General features: G+C 70.5%; 21 protein-coding genes. 14 read left to right on the top strand and 7 right to left on the bottom strand.

What is annotated here, in order from left to right:
- Positions 1–106 precede the first annotated feature (106 nt).
- From MFF40_RS17265 to lpxK, 3 genes are read left to right on the top strand one after another with little or no spacing between them, the layout of a single operon-like run.
- Positions 107–892, top strand: a complete 786-nt coding sequence (locus MFF40_RS17265; protein WP_147856245.1) for a lysophospholipid acyltransferase family protein — start codon at positions 107–109, stop codon at positions 890–892.
- Positions 889–2,220 carry a 3-deoxy-D-manno-octulosonic acid transferase gene (locus MFF40_RS17260; RefSeq protein ID WP_238261502.1) on the top strand — a complete coding sequence of 444 codons (1,332 nt, stop codon included), beginning with the start codon at positions 889–891 and terminating at the stop codon, positions 2,218–2,220. The genes MFF40_RS17265 and MFF40_RS17260 overlap by 4 nt, the downstream gene beginning before the upstream one ends.
- Entirely contained in the window at positions 2,220–3,191 is a 972-nt protein-coding gene (gene lpxK, locus MFF40_RS17255) for a tetraacyldisaccharide 4'-kinase (RefSeq protein ID WP_238261500.1), read from the top strand. The genes MFF40_RS17260 and lpxK overlap by 1 nt, the downstream gene beginning before the upstream one ends.
- A gap of 2 nt (positions 3,192–3,193) precedes the next feature.
- Here lpxK and MFF40_RS17250 read toward each other — a convergent pair whose 3' ends face one another.
- Together MFF40_RS17250 and MFF40_RS17245 are read right to left on the bottom strand one after the other, a co-directional pair.
- Positions 3,194–3,412, bottom strand: a complete 219-nt coding sequence (locus MFF40_RS17250; RefSeq protein ID WP_147855881.1) for a DUF2093 domain-containing protein — start codon at positions 3,410–3,412, stop codon at positions 3,194–3,196.
- 129 nt (positions 3,413–3,541) lie between these two features.
- Positions 3,542–4,528: a bifunctional riboflavin kinase/FAD synthetase gene (locus MFF40_RS17245; protein WP_238261498.1), complete on the bottom strand. Its 987-nt coding sequence runs from the start codon at positions 4,526–4,528 to the stop codon at positions 3,542–3,544.
- 296 nt (positions 4,529–4,824) lie between these two features.
- On the opposite strand from MFF40_RS17245, the gene MFF40_RS17240 reads away from it, so the two are divergent.
- The 6 genes from MFF40_RS17240 to MFF40_RS17215 all read left to right on the top strand — a co-directional run bounded on the left by MFF40_RS17240 (position 4,825) and on the right by MFF40_RS17215 (position 8,898).
- Positions 4,825–5,208, top strand: coding sequence for a response regulator (locus MFF40_RS17240; protein ID WP_007560016.1), 384 nt, complete (start codon positions 4,825–4,827; stop codon positions 5,206–5,208).
- Between the two features lie 110 nt (positions 5,209–5,318).
- Positions 5,319–5,852 carry a protein phosphatase CheZ gene (locus tag MFF40_RS17235; protein ID WP_147855879.1) on the top strand — a complete coding sequence of 178 codons (534 nt, stop codon included), beginning with the start codon at positions 5,319–5,321 and terminating at the stop codon, positions 5,850–5,852.
- A gap of 115 nt (positions 5,853–5,967) precedes the next feature.
- Positions 5,968–6,753, top strand: coding sequence for a creatininase family protein (locus MFF40_RS17230; protein WP_238261496.1), 786 nt, complete (start codon positions 5,968–5,970; stop codon positions 6,751–6,753).
- Between the two features lie 71 nt (positions 6,754–6,824).
- Complete coding sequence (locus MFF40_RS17225) at positions 6,825–7,541, top strand: DUF1223 domain-containing protein (RefSeq protein ID WP_238261494.1); 717 nt, start codon at positions 6,825–6,827, stop codon at positions 7,539–7,541.
- A gap of 107 nt (positions 7,542–7,648) precedes the next feature.
- Positions 7,649–8,206 (top strand): sigma-70 family RNA polymerase sigma factor, encoded by a 558-nt coding sequence (locus MFF40_RS17220; protein WP_147896486.1) that lies wholly within the window; start codon positions 7,649–7,651, stop codon positions 8,204–8,206.
- Positions 8,206–8,898: an NrsF family protein gene (locus MFF40_RS17215; protein WP_238261492.1), complete on the top strand. Its 693-nt coding sequence runs from the start codon at positions 8,206–8,208 to the stop codon at positions 8,896–8,898. The genes MFF40_RS17220 and MFF40_RS17215 overlap by 1 nt, the downstream gene beginning before the upstream one ends.
- Positions 8,899–8,901: 3 nt before the next feature.
- On the opposite strand, the gene MFF40_RS17210 is transcribed toward MFF40_RS17215, so the two are convergent.
- The gene (locus MFF40_RS17210) at positions 8,902–9,393 is read right to left on the bottom strand and encodes a YcgN family cysteine cluster protein (RefSeq protein ID WP_147856885.1); all 492 of its coding nucleotides are present in this window, start codon (positions 9,391–9,393) and stop codon (positions 8,902–8,904) included.
- A 228-nt stretch (positions 9,394–9,621) separates the two neighbouring features.
- Between MFF40_RS17210 and MFF40_RS17205 the strand changes: the two genes are divergently transcribed.
- From MFF40_RS17205 to MFF40_RS17195, 3 genes are read left to right on the top strand one after another with little or no spacing between them, the layout of a single operon-like run.
- Positions 9,622–11,922 (top strand): transglycosylase domain-containing protein, encoded by a 2,301-nt coding sequence (locus MFF40_RS17205; protein WP_147896495.1) that lies wholly within the window; start codon positions 9,622–9,624, stop codon positions 11,920–11,922.
- A 4-nt stretch (positions 11,923–11,926) separates the two neighbouring features.
- Positions 11,927–12,631 carry a DUF1214 domain-containing protein gene (locus MFF40_RS17200; RefSeq protein ID WP_147857210.1) on the top strand — a complete coding sequence of 235 codons (705 nt, stop codon included), beginning with the start codon at positions 11,927–11,929 and terminating at the stop codon, positions 12,629–12,631.
- A complete protein-coding gene (locus MFF40_RS17195; protein WP_238261490.1) occupies positions 12,619–13,245 on the top strand; it encodes a DUF1254 domain-containing protein in 627 nt (208 codons plus the stop codon). The genes MFF40_RS17200 and MFF40_RS17195 overlap by 13 nt, the downstream gene beginning before the upstream one ends.
- A 12-nt stretch (positions 13,246–13,257) precedes the next feature.
- Here the strand turns inward: MFF40_RS17195 and MFF40_RS17190 are convergent, their stop codons facing one another.
- Together MFF40_RS17190 and MFF40_RS17185 are read right to left on the bottom strand one after the other, a co-directional pair.
- On the bottom strand, positions 13,258–14,103 hold the full coding sequence (locus tag MFF40_RS17190) for a hypothetical protein (protein WP_238261488.1): 846 nt from the start codon (positions 14,101–14,103) through the stop codon (positions 13,258–13,260).
- Positions 14,104–14,158: 55 nt separating this feature from the next.
- A complete protein-coding gene (locus MFF40_RS17185; RefSeq protein ID WP_147853779.1) occupies positions 14,159–14,371 on the bottom strand; it encodes a hypothetical protein in 213 nt (70 codons plus the stop codon).
- Between the two features lie 424 nt (positions 14,372–14,795).
- Here MFF40_RS17185 and MFF40_RS17180 point away from each other — a divergent pair, with 424 nt between their 5' ends.
- Positions 14,796–15,089, top strand: a complete 294-nt coding sequence (locus tag MFF40_RS17180) for a hypothetical protein (RefSeq protein ID WP_238261486.1) — start codon at positions 14,796–14,798, stop codon at positions 15,087–15,089.
- Between the two features lie 46 nt (positions 15,090–15,135).
- Positions 15,136–16,092 carry a glutathione synthase gene (gene gshB, locus MFF40_RS17175; RefSeq protein WP_147853781.1) on the top strand — a complete coding sequence of 319 codons (957 nt, stop codon included), beginning with the start codon at positions 15,136–15,138 and terminating at the stop codon, positions 16,090–16,092.
- Between the two features lie 26 nt (positions 16,093–16,118).
- Here the strand turns inward: gshB and MFF40_RS17170 are convergent, their stop codons facing one another.
- Together MFF40_RS17170 and MFF40_RS17165 are read right to left on the bottom strand one after the other, a co-directional pair.
- Complete coding sequence (locus tag MFF40_RS17170; RefSeq protein WP_147853782.1) at positions 16,119–17,654, bottom strand: cation:proton antiporter; 1,536 nt, start codon at positions 17,652–17,654, stop codon at positions 16,119–16,121.
- 45 nt (positions 17,655–17,699) lie between these two features.
- Entirely contained in the window at positions 17,700–19,151 is a 1,452-nt protein-coding gene (locus MFF40_RS17165) for a carbohydrate porin (protein ID WP_147853793.1), read from the bottom strand.
- Between the last annotated feature and the right edge of the window lie 48 nt (positions 19,152–19,199).

Below are 19,199 nucleotides of genomic sequence, written 5' to 3'. Positions count from 1 at the left end.
GGGCCGACCGAGTTGCGTTCGCCGAGGCGCGGGGACTAGACCATGGCGGGACGAATCCGCGCCCGCTCCGATCGGGCTGCGGCGCTCCGGCCGCCAAAAGCGTTTCATGAGTCTCGGCAAGCGCATCCTTCGCCATCCCGTCGTCCAGCGCGCCCTCGGACGCCTGGCGGCCGGATATCTGCGGCTCGTACAGGCGACGAATCGCTTCGAGGTGCAGGCCAGCGCGGCTGCCCCCGGGAGCGCCGACGGGTGGATCGACGCGCATGTGCCGCTCATCGCCGGCATGTGGCACGGGCAGCACATCATGATGCCGTTCATGCGCCGGTCGAGCGATCGGGTCGCGACGATCATCTCAAAGAATCCGGACGGCAACATCAACACCATCGCGCTGGAGCATCTCGGCGTACGCGTGATCCGGGCGTCCGGCGCCCGCGGCCGGGACCGGGCGACCGACCTGCGCGCCAAGGGTGGTGCGGAAGGGTTGCGGGCGATGCTGCGGGCCCTGAAGGCCGGCGAGTCGGTTGCCTTCAGCGCCGACGTACCGAAAGTGTCGCGTCGTTGCGATGCCGGGATCCTGACCCTCGCGCGGTTCTCGGGCCGACCGATCGTCCCGGCTGCCGTGGTCACGAGCCGGCACCTGCGCTTCGGATCCTGGGACAGGGCCTGTCTCGGGCTGCCGTTCGGCCGGGGTGCGGTGGTGCTCGGCGAGCCGATCTACGTCGCACGCGACTGCGCCGGCGACGAGTTCGAGTCGCTCCGACGTCACCTCGAAGCCGAGATGGACCGCGTGCATGCCCGCGCCTACGCGCTGGTCGGGCGTGCCGACCGGGCGGCGCTTTATCGCAATGGGTCCCCGGCCGCGGCGGCCGTTCCGGTGGGAGACCCCGCGTGAAGCTGCCGTCCGTGACCCTGCCGCTGCTGGCCTACCGGTCGGGCCTGCGCGTGGGTGAGCCCGCGCTGGCCGGGCTCCTCGCCTGGCGCGCGCATCACGGCAAGGAGGATCCGCTGCGGCTACCCGAGCGGCGCGGCCTGCCCGGTCGCGCCCGCCCGGTCGGACCGCTCGCCTGGATGCACGGCGCCAGCGTCGGCGAAGTCCTGTCGCTGATCGGGCTTGTCGAGGGCATGATCGCCCGCGGCTTCTCGGTGCTGGTGACCACGGGCACGCGCTCGGCCGCCGAGCTGATCGGGGCCCGCCTGCCGTCGGGCGCCGTGCACCAATACGTGCCGCTCGACGCGCCGCGCTGGGTCGCGCGGTTCCTGGACCATTGGCAGCCCAACCTCGCCATCGTGGCCGAATCCGAGATCTGGCCGAACACGATCTTGGAACTGGACGCCCGCGAGATCCCGCTCATCCTGGTCAACGGCCGGATGTCCGAGCGCTCGTTCAAGGGGTGGGAGCGCTGCCCGCGCACCGCCAAGGCTCTGCTCTCCCGGATCGCGATCTGCCTGACGCAGACCCAGGAGGACGGCGCGCGCTACGCCAAGCTCGGCGCGCCCCGGGTCAGCGTCGCCGGCAACCTGAAATTCGACTCCCAGGTGCCGCCGGTCGATCGCCAGCAACTGGCTTATCTCGACGGCATGGTCGCCGACCGGCCGGTCTGGGTCGCGGCGAGCACCCATGAGGGCGAGGACAGCATCGTCGCCTACGCCCACGCCGTGCTGAAGGCGCAGTTTCCGAGGCTTCTGACGATTCTCGCGCCCCGGCATCCGAGCCGCGGCACGGAGGCGGCCGAAGCCGCGGCCGCCTACGGCCTGCGCAGCGCTCGGCGCTCGAGCGGCGGGCGTCCGCATCCGTCCGTCGAAGTCTACGTCGCCGACACGATCGGTGAGATGGGCTTGTTCTACCGGCTCGCCCCGCTGGTGTTCCTCGGCGGCTCCCTGGTTCCGCATGGCGGCCAGAACCCGATCGAGCCGGTCCGCCTCGATACGGCGATCCTGCACGGGGCCCACACCGCCAATTTCGATGTGGTCTATCGCGCCCTCGACCGGGCCGGCGCCGCCCTGCCGGTGCGGGACGGGGTCGAACTGGCCGTCTTGGTCGGCGAACTCTTGGGGGATCCGGCGCGTCTCGCCGGCATGGTGCAGGCCGGCCCCCGGGCGTTGGAGCCGTTCGAGGGTGCGGTCGGCCGTACGCTGGCAGTGCTCGAGCCGTTCGTGGCGCAGATGAAGCTTCAGCGGCTCGACCGCGGCGACCTCGCGCGCCCGCTCATGCGAACCTGATGCGGCCACCGCGCTTCTGGACGGCGGGGGGCGACCACCCGGCCGCGCGCGCCCTCGCGCCGCTCGGCGCGGCTTATGGGGCGCTGAGCGCCCGGCGCATGAATCGCCCCGGCATCCGGGCGGGCTGCCCGGTCCTGTGCCTCGGTAATTTCACGCTTGGCGGAGCCGGCAAGACGCCTGCCGCGATCGCGGTCGCGGCCCTGCTCGTCGAACTCGGCCGCAGGCCCGCCTTCCTGTCCCGGGGCTATGGCGGACGCATGGCCGGACCGATCCGGGTCGATTCGACCCGCCACGGGGCTGCGGATGTCGGCGACGAGCCGCTGCTCCTAACCCGTCACGCGCCGACAATCGTGTCCCGGGACCGCCCCGCCGGAGCATCGCTGTGCCGGTCGTCAGGCTCCGACGTAATCGTGATGGATGACGGGTTGCAGAACCCGACGCTTACCAAGGACCTAGCCTGGGCGGTGATCGATGGCGGCGCCGGCATCGGCAACGGCCGGCCGTTCCCGGCGGGCCCCCTGCGGGCGCCGCTCGAAGGGCAATGGCCCCACGTCGCCGGTGTGATCCTGGTCGGAGACGGGGCTCCCGGCGCCGCGATGGCGCAGGCCGCGGAGCGGCGGGGGCTGCCGGTGCATCGGGCGCAACTCGTCCCAGATCCGATCGGCCTGATCGGCCGGCGCTGTCTCGCCTTCGCGGGGATCGGCCGGCCGGAAAAATTCTTCGCGACGCTGCGCGGGACCGGGGCAATCATCGCGGCGGCTCGGCCGTTCCCGGATCATCATCCCTACCGCCAGGCGGAACTCGCCGCCCTGGCAGCCGAGGCGGACCGGCTCGGTGCGGAACTCGTGACCACCGAGAAGGACGCGGTCCGCCTCCCCGGCCCGTTCGCAGCGCGCGTCCGCGTCCTGCCCGTGCGCCTCGTGCCGGACGATCCCGAGGCCTTGCGCGCGCAGATCCGCAAGGCGCTGTGACGCTACGGGCGCCCGGTTTCCTTGAGCCGCGCCAGGATCGCCTCGGGTGATACGTAGGCCTCCTGTCGGGTGGCGCTCCAGTAGCGCAACTCGTCCAGCGGGATCGGGTCGCCTGTCACCGCGCAGCGCACGAAGCTGCCTGGCTTGACCACCCGCATGGTGCCGTCCCCATACTGGACGACTGCCTCGCCGTTATGTCCGCGCTCGTAGCGACCCAGCACATCCGCCTCCTGATCGATCCTGCCATCTTAGATATCGGATCCCCGACAGGGGTCTAGCGGTCTGATCCGCATCACGTTTTTCCGAACGCCGGCAAATAAGGCCCGGAATGGTGCACGCCGGCTGCGGAGTCAGGTCAGCATTGAAGGGGCGGTATCGGTAGCCAGTAGGGCCCGCGCCGCGTCGGAATCGACGTGCATGCGTGCGATCAACGCCTCGGCGCTGTCGAACCGCTCCTCTCCGCGGATGTAGCCGACGCATTCGACGGCGATCTCCCGTCCGTAGAGGTCTCCGGCGAAATCGAACAGGTAGACTTCCAGGAGTGGCGCGCCGTCGTCGAAGGTCGGGCGGCGCCCGTAGCTTGCCACGCCGTCGCGGATCTCGCCGGGGCCGAGGCGGGCGCGCACCGCGTAGATGCCGTGGGCCAGCCCGCAATCGGGAAGCATCACGTTGGCGGTCGGGAAGCCGAGTTGGCGCCCGCGCTTGTCGCCGTGACGGACCTGGCCGAGCACGAACCAGCGGTAGCCGAGCAGCGCGTTGGCCCGGGCGACGTCGCCGCCGGCCAGAGCCGCCCGGATCGCGCTGGACGAGACCGGATCGGTCTCGCCTGCCAGGGCGACGGGCTCGACGATCCGGCAGCCCAGGCCGGCCTCGTCGCAGAGTTCGGCCAGGATCGCCGGCGTGCCCTCGCGGTTGCGCCCGAAATGGAAATCGTGGCCGACCACCACGCCGGACAGCCCCAGAGACCCTTTCAGGAAGTCGAACACGAAGGCGCGGGCGCCCGTGGCGGCAAGCGCCCCGTCGAAGCGGCGCACGACCAACCCGTCGAGGCCGAGATGCGCGAACACGATCTCCTTGGCCGCCAGCGAAGTGAGGCGGAACATCGGCGCATCGGGCGCGAAATAAGCGCGCGGATGCGGCTCGAAGGTCAGCACCGCGGATGGCCGGCCGGCCTCGCGCGCCACCGTCCTGACGTTCTCGACCAGCACGCGGTGGCCGCGATGGACGCCGTCGAAATTGCCGATCGCCGCGACCGCTCCGGCGAGGGCCGGTGGGATCGGCGTATCGACGCCGCAAATCGTGAAAGGCCGCATGGCCGGTTGGTCGCCTGAGGCCATCGATTCGGGGTCGGAGACTCGGGAGGGGTCGGATGAGAAGAGGCGCCTGCGCGGTTCGCGTCAGGCCCGACGGCGCCGGACCCTGCCCAAAGCAGCCCGGAGGGTCAAGCGAACCCCCTACCCCGCGACGACGCAGGGGCGGTCTGCGAAAGACACACCCGCAGATTAACGGCTTCGCAATGCGGCGGGCCTATTTTAAATGCTGTGCAGCGCGGCTATTTTGCGGCGTTAGTGAAGCGTTCATCTTTCCGGGAGCCGCCGCGGCTTCCCGCCGGGCAATACGGAGCAGTTGGTCTATGGCTCTCGATCTGAGCATGCCGATCCTCGTTGTCGACGATTACCAGACGATGGTCCGAATCATTCGGAATCTATTGAAGCAGCTCGGCTTCGAAGAGGTCGATGACGCTTCGGATGGTACGGCAGCACTGGCTCGCCTGAAGGACCGCAAGTACGGCCTGGTCATCTCCGACTGGAACATGGAGCCGATGACCGGCTACGAGCTGCTCCGGCACGTGCGGGCCGACGAAAACCTTCGGACCACGCCGTTCATCATGGTGACCGCCGAATCGAAGACCGAGAACGTCATCGCCGCCAAGAAGGCCGGCGTGAACAATTATATCGTCAAGCCGTTCAACGCGGCGACGCTCAAGTCCAAGATCGAGGCGGTCTGCGGGAACTGATGATTTCCGTGGCACGCCCAACGCGCCCTCCGGCAAAGCCGCCGGCACGCCGGAAGGCGCCCAAGAGCGATGCCGCCGGCATCGACGGTCGCCGATCCCAGGAGGAGAGCATGTCGTCAGCCGCCGCGCGACAGCCCGATATGCGGTTCCGTGAACCGCACGCCGTGATCTCTGAGTTGATCGAGATTGCGGATTACATCGCCCATTTGCGCGAGGAGATCGGTGCTCTCCGGGCGAACGAGATGAGCCGCGACCGAATTCCCATGGCGCATGAGGAACTCGGCAGCGTCGTCGTCGCGACCGCCGGGGCCACCAACACGATCATGGAGGCCGCGGAGGCGATGCTCGGCCTCCCGGACGGGCCTGGCTACCGGGATGCCGTCGAAGAGCGAATCAACACGATCTTCGAAGCCTGTGCCTTCCAGGACATCACCGGCCAGCGCATCGCCAAGGTCGTGGAGGCCCTGCGGCTGTTCGAACAGCGGCTCGCCCGCTTCGTCGGCGCCGTGAAGGCCCGGGATGCATCCTCCACCGACCCGGCCGAGATGGCTCGCCGGGCCCGCGCGGAGGACCTCCTCCTCAACGGCCCCCAGGCCGTCGAGGAAACCCCGTCCCAGAACGACATCGACGCCCTGTTCGCCTGACCGGCTCCCGCCCCCGGTCGGTCCGGCGCCCATCGACGCGCCTCGGTCGGGCGGGTTAGACGCCCTCGGCAACCCGATGCCGAGGGCGGCGTCGAAGGAAAGTTCCGGCCCAAACATGGCGGCGCAAAGCTGGTCCGATCTGACGACGGACGACCTCAACCGGCGCGACCTGCGGCGGGCGATCGCGGTGTTGCCGGTGGCTGCCATCGAGCAGCATGGGCCGCACCTCCCGCTCGGCACCGACGCGATCATCGCTGACGGCTATCTCGACCGCGTGCGCACGCGTGTGCCGGACGACCTCGACGTGCTGCTGCTGCCGGTCCAGGCCATCGGCAAGTCCGACGAACACGATGCGTTTCCAGGCACGCTCTCACTCGATACCGGGACGGCCCTGGCGGCCTGGACCGGGATCGGTGCCGCCATCCATCGCGCCGGCTGCCGCAAGCTGGTGATCGTCACGAGCCATGGGGGCAACAGCGCCCTCATCGATCTCGTGGCCGGCGATCTGCGCGCGCGGTTCGGCATGGTCGCGGTCACGACGTCCTGGGCCCGGTTCGGCTATCCCGACGGCCTGTTTCCCGCTGACGAGATCGCTTACGGCATCCATGCCGGGGGCATCGAGACCGCACTGATGCTGGCCCTGCGGCCGGACCTCGTGCGGGCCGACCGCATCGCGGATTTCCCGCCCCGCAACCGCGCGATGATCCGGGATTTCACCCATCTCCGCGCCGGCCGGCCAGCCGCCTTCGCCTGGAAGGCGGGCGACCTGCACCCGTCCGGAGCCATGGGGGATGCCCGGCTGGGCAGTGCCGAGGCCGGGCATGCGGCCCTCGATCATGGCGCCGCCGCGTTCGTGGAACTGCTGCGGGACGTGGAGCGGTTCGAACTGGATCCGGCGTAACCGGCGCGGACGTGCCGCCGAAAGGTCCGTCACGCGCCGTGCATCTTCCGCCGGCGCCGAGAGGCCCGGCCATGAAAGTCGTCGCGTTGATCTCCGCCGCCCTGTTGCTCGCCGCCGGTCGTCCAGCCGCGGCACTCGAGCGGCCCGTCGTCGTCGAACTCTTCACCTCGCAGAGCTGCTCCTCATGCCCGCCCGCCGAAGCGCTGATCGGGCGGCTCGCGCAGGAAGGTGCGGACGTGCTGCCGCTGGCCTTCCACGTCACCTACTGGAACCACCTCGACTGGCGCGACCCCTACTCCCTGCCCGCCGCCACCGAGCGGCAGGCTGATTACGCGGCCCGGTTGGGCAGTTCGAACTACACCCCGCAGGCCGTCATCGACGGACGCGCGGCCCTGGTCGGCTCCGACGAGGCCGGCCTGCGGGCCGCCGTGGCACGGGCCCGGAGTGCCGGGACGGCCGTCCGGGTGACGCTGTCCCGTAATGGAGCCGGTCTCGCCGCCCGGGTCGGGGCCGGAAGCGGAAGGGGCCGGGTCCTGCTGATCGGCTTCGATCCGAGCCATACCAGCCGAGTCCTGCGCGGCGAGAATGCCGGGCGGACCCTCGATCAGGCGAACGTCGTCCGCTCGATCCGGGATCTCGGGGCTTGGTCCGGCGCCTCTGCGACGTTCGAGGCTGCCGCGCCGGCGGGTGAGACGGCGGCTCTCCTGCTGCAGGCGACCGACGGCCGCATCCTGGGCGCGGCCCGCCTGGGCGAACGCGTCGCCGGCGCCGCGGAGTTGCCGCGATGATGCTGGCGATGCCTGGCGTCGCGGGATGCGGATGGGCCCTGGCGCGGGACTCCATCCCCGCGCTAGACTCCTGCCGTGCCGGGGAATGGATCGGCGGCGGAGCCCGGATGGCGCTCGAAGGTGAATTGGCCACTCTGATGGCGGCGGCGCAGGGTGGCGACGCGGCCGCATATCGCGCCTTGCTCAAGGCGTGCCTGCCGGTGGTCTCGTCGATCGCCCGGGCGCAGGGCGTGCGCGGCGAGGCCGTGGACGACGTCGTCCAGGACACGTTGATGACCGTGCATCGGGCTCGGGCGAGCTACGATCCCGCGCGGCCGTTCCTGCCGTGGCTGCGCGCCATCACCCAGCGGCGGGCGATCGATCGCCTGCGCCGAACCGGTCGCCGACCCCGCGAGGTTCACGATCCGATTGCATACGAGGCTGAGGCCGATCCCGGTCCCGCGCCGGGCCAGGGTCTGGAGGCGCGTGACCGCGCCGCGGCCCTGGCGCGTGCGGTCGCCTCGCTGCCGGACGGGCAACGGCAGGCCGTGGAACATCTCGGCCTGCGGGAGCTGTCGTTGGATGAGACCGCAGCCCTGACCGGGCGCAGCAAGGGCGCGCTCAAGGTCAACCTTCACCGGGCTCTCAAGGCCCTGCGCGCCAACCTGATGCAGGAGCGGCGCTGATGGCCGACTTGGCCGGCCATGACCCGGGTCCGCACGCTTTGAGTCGCCACGACCGGCTGGTCGAGGATCTCGCCATCGGCCTGGAGCCGGTTCGGCCTCTGCCCTCTCCGGCCCTGCGCGCCGCCATGTGGCTGGGAGCGGCCCTGATCGTCGGGCTGGTCCTGGCGAGCCGGATCGACTCCACCGGCTTCATGCTGAGGATGCGCGTGCCGGATCTCGCCTGCGCCGCGCTCGGGGCGGTGCTGACGGCGGCCGGCGCTGCGTTCGCGGCCTTCGCCACCAGCGTCCCGGGCCGCTCCCGGGCCTGGGCCTTGCTGCCGCTCCCCGCCCTGGCCCTCTGGATCGGGGCGAGCGGCTTCGGCTGCCTGCGCGATTGGATCGCCCCCGGCACCGATCGGCCGAATCCCCAGGAGGTCGCCGGCTGCTTCAGTTTCCTGGTCTGCGTCTCGGCGCCGCTTTCCGTGCTGATCGTCGTGATGCTGCGCCGCGCCTGCCCGCTCCGGCCGAACCTGACCGCGGCACTCGGCGGGCTCGCGGCCGCAGCGGCGGCGGCCGCTCTTTTGATGCCGTTCCATCCGCACGACGCGACCGCGTCGGATCTGCTGATCCATGCCGTGGCGGTGCTGGGCGTGATCGGACTCAACGGTCTCGCGGGCGGCCGGCTGCTCGGCAGCCGTGTCAACTCGAGCTGAGCGTCAGCGCTCGTCCGGATCCGCCCCCGGCCAGGCCACGATCCGGTCCGGCAACTCGTCGTCGGAGAACTCCTCCTCGTTGCCGGCAAGCCGGCCCCGGATGGAGATGCCGGCCTCGTGCACGCTGGAGGCCCGGCCCGAGACCAGGGGATGCCACGGATAGAGCGGCTCGCCGTCGCGGACGAGCCGATAGCCGCAGGTCGGCGGCAGCCACGGGATCGTCCGCACCGCCTCCGGGGTCAGGCGGACGCAGTCGGGCACGCGCTTCTGTCGGCGGGCGTAGTCGCGGCAGCGGCAGGTCAGGCCGTCGAGCAGGGTGCAGCCGATATCGGTGTGGTGGACCTCGCCGGTCTCGTCGTCCTCGAGCTTGATCAGGCAGCACCGACCGCACCCGTCGCACAGGCTCTCCCACTCGGACGGCGTCATGGCTTCGAGGGTCTTGGTCCGCCAGAACGGCTCGGCGACCCCGCGGCGCAGCGCCTCGGGCTTGGACATCGGTCAATCTCGCGATCGGGAATTGTCTGTCTCTGCCCGAGCCCGCGCCGCCGGGCAAGCCGGCGGGCCTGCGGCGAATCACGGGACTGCGCAGAGCCTCGCCGACCGTTCCGGATCCTGCTAAGGATGGGAACGCCGCGCGGTGTCTCGGCCGCGGGTGCCATGCCCGCGGCGCGGGCGCTCGATCCTTCTCGCCGCGAAGGCGCTCGACAAGCCGGGTCCGACAACGTGCGCCTGCCGACGCTCACCGAGATCAAGATCCGCGTCGAGCGCGCCGCTTTGGCGTTCGATGCCTGGGTCAATGCCGGCCTCTACGACAGCGGCCGCTCCACCGGCGCGGCCTACGAGCGCTTCCAGCGGGTCATGAGCCGGTTCGCCGTCCACGGCTGGAAGCGGATCGCCCTCGACCTGACCAGCGAGGCCGTCACCCTGGGGGCCGGCGGCGCGGTGCTGCTGCTCGCCTTCGCGCAGCCCGCGTTCCAGCTGACCAGCGAGAACTGGCTGAAGCAGCAAGATCTCGCCGTCACATTCCTCGACCGGTACGGCACCGAAGTCGGTCGGCGCGGCATCAAGCACGACGACTCGCTCAAGCTCGACGAGTTTCCCGACATCATGATCAAGGCGTTGGTCTCCACCGAGGACCGGCGCTTCTACGAGCACTGGGGCATCGACCCGATCGGCACCCTGCGGGCGCTGGTCAACAACTCGCGCGGCGGCGGCGGAACGCAGGGCGGCTCCTCGATCACGCAGCAGCTCGCCAAGAATCTCTTTTTGACGAACGAGCGCTCGCTCGAAAGAAAAATCAACGAGGCGTTCCTGGCCCTGTGGCTGGAGAGCCACCTGACCAAGAACGAGATCCTGAAGCTCTATCTCGACCGGGCCTATATGGGCGGCGGCACCTTCGGCGCCGTGGCGGCGGCGGATTACTATTTCGGCAAGCCGCTCAAGGACATCAGCCTGGCCGAGGCGGCCATGCTGGCGGGCCTGTTCAAGGCGCCGACGAAATACGCGCCCCACGTCAACCTGCCCGCCGCCCGGGCCCGCGCCGCGGACGTGCTTCACAACATGGTGGAGGCCGGCTTCGTCACGGAAGGGCAGATCCAGACCGCCCTGCGCAACCCGGCGACCCCGGTGACCCGCACCCGCGACATCACCGCCGACTATTACCTCGACTGGGCCTTCGGCGAGATCAAGGCCATGGCCGATGCGGGCAAGCTCCGCAACGACCGCGTCCTGACGGTCAAGACACCCCTCGACCTCGCGATCCAGAAGCGGGCCGACGAGGCCGTGGCCGACATCCTGCGCAAGTCCGGCGACGCCTTCGACGTCGACGAGGCTGCGATGGTCATCCTCGACCCGGACGGGGCGTTGCGCGCCATGGTCGGCGGCGCCGATTACGGCGAGAGCCAGTTCAACCGCGCCACCGACGCGCTGCGCCAGCCCGGCTCGTCGTTCAAGCCCTACGTCTACTCCGCCGCCCTCCTGTCGGGGCTGTTCAAGCCCGAGACCGCGGTGGTCGACAGCCCGGTCTGCATCGGCAATTGGTGCCCGCAGAATTACGGCCGGTCCTATGCCGGACGGGTGCCGATGTGGCTCGCCGTAGCGAAGTCGATCAACACGATCCCGATCAAGATCTCGATCTCGCTCGGCAAGGCCATGGGCATCAGCCATGAGGCCCGCGCCGCGAAGGCCGGCCGCGCGAAGATCACCGATCTGGCCCACAAGATGGGCATCACCTCGAACCTGATCGACACCGTCTCGATGCCGATCGGTTCCGACGAGGTCACGGTGATCGACCAGGCCGCCGGCTACGCGGTGTTCGCCAACGGCGGCTACAAGGCCAAGCCCTATGCGGCCATGGAGGTGAAGAACTCGTCCGGCGAGGTGATCTACCGCCACGCCGACGAGGCGCCCGATCGGGTGCTTCCGCCCCAGGTCGTCGCCGACATGAACTTCATGCTCAACAAGGTGGTCGAGGAGGGGACCGGCAAGCGCGCCCAGCTCGAGGGCGTGAAGGTCGCCGGCAAGTCCGGCACCACGAACGCCTACCGGGATGCGTGGTTCGTCGGCTACACCGGCAATTACGTCGGCGCGGTCTGGTTCGGGAACGACGACCACACCTCGACCAACAAGCTGACCGGCGGCTCGCTCCCCGCCCAGCTCTGGCACGACGTGATGGAGCCGGCCCACCAGGGCATCGAGATCAAGGGCTTGCCGGGCCTGAAGGAAAGCCCGCGGGCCGCCCAGCAGCAGGCGTCCGGCGGTCCCACCGCCCCGATCGATCCGAATGCCAGCGCCTACGGCAAGCTCTCGCGCCGCTCCTTCGAGGTCATCGGCGGCCTGAACGGCCTGTTCCGCACCGTCGAACGCGCGCCTGCGGGCGACGCGCGGCCGGATGCAACGGGCGCCGACAAGGCCACGCAGAAGTCCGACCGGAAGCCCGGCGACCGGGCCGCGGCACCCTCGGCTCCGCCGGGCGCGGTGGCCGAGGGCGCCCGGTCCGTCGGCGGCCGCATCGAGCTGCGGTGACCCGATGAGGCTCGCAATCCCCGGAAGCCCCGGCCGCAGCGCTGCGGCCGGAGAACCCAGACCCGCGCCGAAGGTCCGGTCCCTGGGCGGTGCCGGCCGTTTCCTCGCCCGTGTCTGGCGCAAGAGCTCGGTCGCGGGCCTCGCGGTCTACGCCCTTGCGCTCGGCGGGGTGCTCGGCCTTGCCAGCGCCGATTGGGCGACGCGGGGCGGCTATCCGTTCGGCGGCGTGCCGGTCGGCGCCTGGACGGCCTGGCCTCGGGCCGGAGCCGGGAATGCCGACCCCTATACCCGTGCCGTCAACGCCCGCCGCGGGGAGATCCCCCTGGCGGTGGGCGAGGGCCTGCTGCTGACGGCGGCGGCCGACGACCAGGGCCAGACGCTCGACGCGACCTGCACGTATCGCATTGGCGGCGGGACGCCGCCGGCCCGGGCCTGGACCCTCACCGTCGCGGGTCGCGGTGCGCGCGATCCCGGGCGTCCGGCCGTGCGGGAGGGCTTCACCTCCACGGAGGTCCTGCGCTCGGCCGACGGGCGGTTCTCGGTGATCCTCGCGCCGGACGTCCAGCCCGGCAACTGGCTGCCGAGCCCCCGGAACAGCGGCCCGGTTCGCCTGGCCCTGCGCCTCTACGACACGCCGGTCGCCGCCAGCGTCGGATCCCTCGACCGGGCCTCGGTACCGGCCATCACCCGCCTGGGATGCGCCTCGTGAGCCCGCGCTTCCTCTTCGCCACGCTGATCGGCCTGGTGCTCGCCGGGATCGTGCACATCGCGACGGTGCTGGCGATCCCGCGTCTGTCCGAGACGGACGCCGTCTCGCGCGCCCGGACCAGCGAAAACCTGGATCACCCGCAGCCGATCTACACGGTCGCCACCGGCGACGACCCCTCCCCGCCCGAGGCGTGGCTGCCGATCCCGGACCCGGCCGTGGCGGTGGGCGTCTGTGCCTACGATCTCGCCGACGGGCCGATGCGCGTCTCTGCGCGGACCGGACCGCTGTCGCTGTCGCTCGCCGCGCATGCCCGGCGAGGCGCCTTCTACGCCGTGACCGACCAAGCCGCCGTGCGCGGCGCCCTCGACCTCGTGATCCTCACCCGGGCGCAGTACGACGAGGCTCTGGCCGACGACGACGAGAACGACCCGAGCCGCGACGTGCGCATCGTCGCGCCGGACACGCGGGGCGTCGTGGTCGTGCGGGTGATCGCCAGCCTGCCCAGCCAGCGACCCGGCGCCAACGCCGCCGTCAAAGCCGTCTCCTGCACCACCGACATGCCGGCAGACGAGTCCGCAGGCAAGGATGCCGGCGGCAAACCCACCGGGCGGTAGCGCCGGGTCGACTCAGTATTTGACGACCAGCGGGGGCGCCTCGGCGACCGGTACGATGGCGGCTTCGAGGCCGCACCGGGCCGCGGCGTCCGGCGGCAGCAGCGGGTCGAGCAGGTTGCGGCGCGCGGCGAGCATGGCCAGCGAGCGCTCGGCCGGGACCGATTCCTTGGCCGGCGCCTGGGCGAAAAGATGCTCCAGGGCGTAGCGGTAGCGGGCCAGCCGCAGGCCGGCCTCGATCCGCACCCAGGCGATCAGGCAGCGGTTCTCGGCCACGTGCTGGGCTGCGAGGCGGATATCCGCGTCGTCGAGGGTCTTGGCGAAGGGCAGGCTGCGCAGCCGCGCGGCATCCGCGTCGATCACCCGCGCGGCGAGCGCCGTGAAGATCGGGATCAGGCGGGCATCGGCCGTGGCGTCGTCGGCGAGCTGTCGGTAGCGGGAGACGGGGGAGCGCGACGGCTCCGCGGTCAGCGTGTCGTAATAGGCGCCGACCTCGTCGAACCGCCAGGTCGGCGTCGCGTGCGCGCTCGCCAATCCAAGGAGGGCATCCTGGAAGGCCGTGACGGTGCTGGCCGGCTGGACGAAGCGCCAGGCGCGGTCGCGCAGGGCCTGCTCGTCGTCGGTCAAGCCGGAATCGAGGATCAGGCGGCCGCGATCGCGCGATGAGAAACTGCCGGTGGTGTCGATCAGCCCGTTCCACACACCGGTGCGGGGGCGGCCGAAATCGCCGCTCTGGGTGCAGGCGGCGAGGAGCGCCAGCGCCGTGCCGGCGGCCAGGAGGATGGAGACCCTGCGGGCGCGGTTCGGGTGCCTGTCGGCGACAGGGGCGACCGTTGGCCGATGGCGGTCCGGAACAGGCATGATCAAACCGTCGGAAACGTCGCCTGGCCGGGCCGGTCGGCGGCTATCGGTGCGTTCAGGAGGCAAGGCGCTCGTAGCGCACGCCGAGGAAGAACAGGATCTCGCCCCGCTGCTCGTCGGTGGGCGGCAGCTGGCGGGTCCGGCGCAGGTCGGGCCCGGGGAACGGCAGCAGGACCGCGGACGGATCCCGCCGCGCGTCGCGCGCCGCATCGTTGGCGGGCATTGGCAGGCGGGTCTGGCCAGTCACCTGCGGCTTGAATGGGGTCATGGTCTCCGGCTCCTGTCGGCGGCTCGAGCGGCAGTGCCCGGGCCCTGCAGAGGGGGTCGGCAAGGGCTACGGAAACCATTCAGCATGACGTGGTTAACGGAGTCTTGCCGGATCCCGGCCAGGATCCGGACGGCCTCCCGGCAGGTCTGGCGCGCGAATTGCGACGCCGGTTTTGCCCATGGCGGGCGTTTCCTCCCTTTGACTGAGGCCCTGTCCGTTCACGGATGGGGCCTTTTTTCTTGGCGGCCGTTGCGGCCCGGGCGCCACACAGCGGCGAAGCGTGGGCGCGGCGTTGCGCGCGGGGAACCCATGCAGAGCCGTGGCGCTTGCCTACCGCCCAGCGCGACCGATATGCCGGGCGCAAGCGGACGGGCCGACCGCCGCACAGATTTTCCGCGCGACCGAGATTTGAGGACACCGCTGAATGCGACTCGTTCCGGAACGATTCCTGCGCTCCAACCGCCGCCGCGGCGTCGCGACGGCAGCGCTCGCGCTGTTCGCGCTCGCCACCGGCCCGGCCTACGCCCAGCGTGAGGACCAGGGCCTGCAGCTCGGCTGCGCCAACGACTATTTCCGTCTCTGCGCCGGCGTCGATCCGAACAGCCAGGACGCGGACAAGTGCATGATGCGCAACCGCAAGCGCCTGTCGCCCGAGTGCCGCTCGGCGATCGGCGACTACGACAAGCGCACCGGCAGCAAGTCGCTGTTGGACGATTGAGCATTTACTCGGTCCAGACACGCGCCGCAGGCGAAGGGCATTTTCGATGGGCCTGACCGTCGCCGTCCAGATGGACCCGATCCAGAACATCCGGATCGCCGGGGACACGACCTTCGCTCTGCTGCTCGAGGCGCAGCGGCGGGGGCATGACCTGATCTACTACACGCCCGACCGGCTCTCGATGCAGGGCCGTCGGGTGACGGCCCGGGTCGAGCGTTTGACGGTCCAGGACGTCGAGGGCGCGCATTTCACGCTCACGCCGCCGGAGCGGATCGACCTCGCGGAGGCGGACGTGGTGCTGATGCGCCAGGATCCGCCCTTCGACATGGCCTACATCACGGCCACCCACATGCTGCAGCGGATCCACCCGGACACGCTGGTGGTCAACGATCCCTTCGAGGTGCGAAACGCGCCCGAGAAGCTGTTCGTGCTCGATTTCCCCGAACTGATGCCCCCGACCCTGATCAGCCGCGACAAGGCCGAGATCGAGGCGTTCCGTTTGGAGCACGGCACGGTCGCGATGAAGCCGCTGCACGGGCACGGCGGCGCGGCCGTCTTCAAGGTCACCGAGACGGACCCGAACTTCGGCTCGATGTTCGACCTGTTCGCCACCACCTTCCGGGAGGCCTGGGTGATCCAGCGCTACCTCGACCGGGTGACCGAGGGCGACAAGCGCATCATCCTGGTCGACGGCGTGGCGATGGGCGCGGTCAACCGTGTGCCGGCGGCCAACGATATTCGGTCGAACATGGTGCGCGGCGGGGCCGCCTCGGCCTCGGAGCTGACCGAGCGCGAGCGCGAGATCTGCGCGACGATCGGGCCGGAGTTGGCCCGGCGCGGCCTGATCCTGGTCGGGATCGACGTGATCGACGGACATCTCACCGAGATCAACGTCACCTCCCCCACGGGCATCCGGGCGATCCAGCGGCTCGGCGGTCCGGATCTCTCGGTGGCGGTCTGGGACGCGATCGAATCGCGGGTCGCAGCGCGCAAGGGTGTTTGAACGGACGGCTGTTTGGACGCTGCGACTCAGGTCTCAGCCTTCGGCGTGGCGTTGAGCTCGGCCCAGTCGAACTCCTCCTCCAGCAGGAAATAGGCGTCGTCGCCGATGCGGCCCTGCCGCCGCAGGGACAGGACCGCATTGCGTGCCGCTGCCACCGACCGGCGGCGCGCGGCATCCGAGGGCAGACTCTCGGGAGCAAGGCCCTCCTCATGGGCCTCGGCCTCTTCGAGCGCCGAGCGGAACTCAGCGCGGAGCGAATCGATTGCCGGCTCGTCGCCCGCTTCGGAGAGGCTTTCGAGGGCCGCCTTGTAGGCGGCGGCGCGTGCCCAGCCCACCTCCCGCCCGACCGGATCGTCGTCCTCAAGCTTCAGGTGTGCAAGCAGCGGGCGCAGGGTCAGACCCTGGACGATCAGCGTGCCCAGCACCGTGAAGAAGGCGGTGAACACCACGAGGTCCCGGTGCGGGAATTCCATCGGCAGCGCCAGGGCGGCCGCGACCGTGACGATGCCGCGCATCCCGGCCCAGGACAGAGCGAGCCCCGGCCCGAACTTCGCACGCGCTCCGGCCTGACGCAGGCCGAGGCCCTTGAGGCCAGTGGTGGGCAGGACCCAGGCCAGGCGCGTCACCACCACAGTCGCGAAGATCGCAGCCGCCAGGAATATCGCCTGCCAGGCGTCGGGACCGGTCAACCGGTCCTGGATCGGGTCGATCTGGATGCCGATCAGGATGAAGGCCAGGACGTTGAGCACGAACACCGCCGTGTCCCACACAGCGTAGGAGATCACCCGGGTGCGCGGGGCCGTGATGCCCGGCGCCCGGCGAGCGACCGTCACGGCGAAGGTGACGATGGTCAGCACCCCCGACATCTCGAGCCGCTCTGCGACGAGCCAGATCCCGAACGCGGCGACGAACTGCATGACGATGGTGCTCGCCGGGTCGGTCACCCGGCGGGTCAGTGCGACGAAAGCCAGGCCCAGGCAGGGCCCAGCGGCGAGGCTCGCTACCACGCCGAGCAGGAAGGCCGGGGCGACCTCGGCCGGATGGAAGCCGTCGGCCATCGCGGCCGCCACCGCCAACCGGTAGATGATCAGCGAGGCTGCGTCGTTGAGCAGGCTCTCGCCGCGCAGGATCGTGGCGAGCCGATGCGGCATCGGCGCGTGCTTCAGCACCGCCAGGGCCGCCACGGCATCGGGCGGCGCGACCACGGCGCCTAATACGATGCAGGCCGCGATCGGCATGTCGGGCACGATGAGGTGGGCTACGAACGCCACGGCGAGCGTCGTCACCGCCACGGCGCCCACCGCCAGCCCGAATACCGCGCGCCAGTTGTCCCGCATGTCCCGCACGGAGGCGTCGAAGCCGGCATCGAGCAGGACGGGGGCGAGGAACAGGGCGAGCGCCAATTCGGGATCGAGCCGCAGGTTCGGCACGCCAGGCACGAAGGCGAGGCCGACGCCGCCGAGCGCCAGGAACGCCGGGTACGGCGCACCCAGCCGTCGCGCCAGCGCAGCCAAAAGGACGGCGCCGAACAGGACGCCGACAACCCACTCGAAGATGACCATAGCCCTGAAAGAGGGCAGGCCCGCGCCCGTTCCAGGCCGGACGGCTCAGTACTGCACGCTGGCGCGCACGCCGAGCACCGCCGCGTTGCGCAACCGGCGGCCGTCCGGGCCGGCAATGCCGGCACCCGGATGGAAGACGTATTGGAGGTCGGGCTGCACCGTGAAGCCCGGAACCACCACCGCCTGGTAGGTCGCCTCCAGCACCGTCTCGGCCCGCCGCCGCGGCATCGGGACGCCGGTATAGAAAATCGTGTCCCGGTCGGCCCGGCGGGCGTCGTCGCTGATCCGGGCATGGGCGAGGCTGACCCCGACGGTGTCGTCGTCGCGGCCCTCGAACAGGCCCTTGTAGGCGAGGCCGGCATCGACATAGGCGTCGACCAGGCTCGATCGGGTCGGCGAGTAGGCGGCGCGCACGAAGAAGCCGAGGCCCTCGTCGTCCTTGCCGGATTCCCGGTACAGGGTCTGGTCGTAGATCGCGTAGAACCCCGCATTGCCGCGCAGCGGGCGGCCGATGCCGGTGGCGTTCGGGTCTGCCAGCGGTACCCCGGTTATGTCGTAGCGCAGGCTGTCGAACCGGCCGAAATGCTGCCAGCCGCCGAACGTGATGTCGCCGGGCAGGCCTTTGGCTCCCGGCTCGATATTGAACGCGTAGGTCGCCTCGGCGACGATCAGGGCCGGGTCGTTGGTTCGGAAATTCGTGCCGGTGCGGTTGAGCCGCTGCGCCTCCGGATCCTTGCCGGGCGGGTTCGCTCCCGCCGGATCGCCGTCATAGAGCCCGACCTGAAGCGAGAAGCCGTTGCCCGGCGCGTACTTCGCGCGGATCGCGGGCGCCGAGAGCGGATAGGCCGGCCCGCCGCTCGGCAGGTCGAGCCCGGTGATCGCCGGCCAGCCGAAGGTGGAGTTCACGAACAGGGTCGCGGTCTGGCTGACGAAGAACTCGGTGTCGGCCGCCTGCTGGCCGATCCGTAGGCCGAGCTGCCCGTCCATCAGGCTCTGATCGAACCACAGCACGTAGAGCCGGCTCGATGGCAGCGCTTCGATCACGCTCGTGGTCAGCAAGTCGCCGACATAGTAGCGCGACAGGCCGGTGCCGTGGATGAAGTAGGCATTGGCGTGGATCGTCGCGCCTTCCCAGCCAGCGAGTCGGTCGAGATCGAGGTTGAGCCGCAGGTTCAGGCGATCCTCGACGATCGCGCCCTGACGAAGACCTCCGGTCGGGTTGCCCAACAGGTCGGCGATGTAGGTCAGGCTGTACTCGATGCCGCGCGCTTTCAGCACCGGGCGCAAGCCCAGGGGATCGCCGAGCGGGCCCAGCGACGGCTCGATCGAACGGACATAACCGCCGGACGCCTGGCTGGTGCTCTCCGGCTGCGAGACCGAGATCCGCGGATCGGCGCCCGCACCCTCATAGACGGTCCGCACTCGCTGCTGCGCCGTGGCCGGCATGGCAGCCAGGGTGAGGCCGACGGCCAACCGAGGCAGACTCTTGAACGACATCGGCCGCTTCTGCACGATGGGCATCGGCGTTCCTAGCATGGGACGGGC

Source organism: Methylobacterium mesophilicum (assembly GCF_022179445.1).
Classification (GTDB): Bacteria; Pseudomonadota; Alphaproteobacteria; order Rhizobiales; family Beijerinckiaceae; genus Methylobacterium; species Methylobacterium mesophilicum.
The sequence above is the reverse complement of the archived record's forward strand: the minus strand, read 5'-3'. Positions and strand labels throughout refer to the sequence as shown.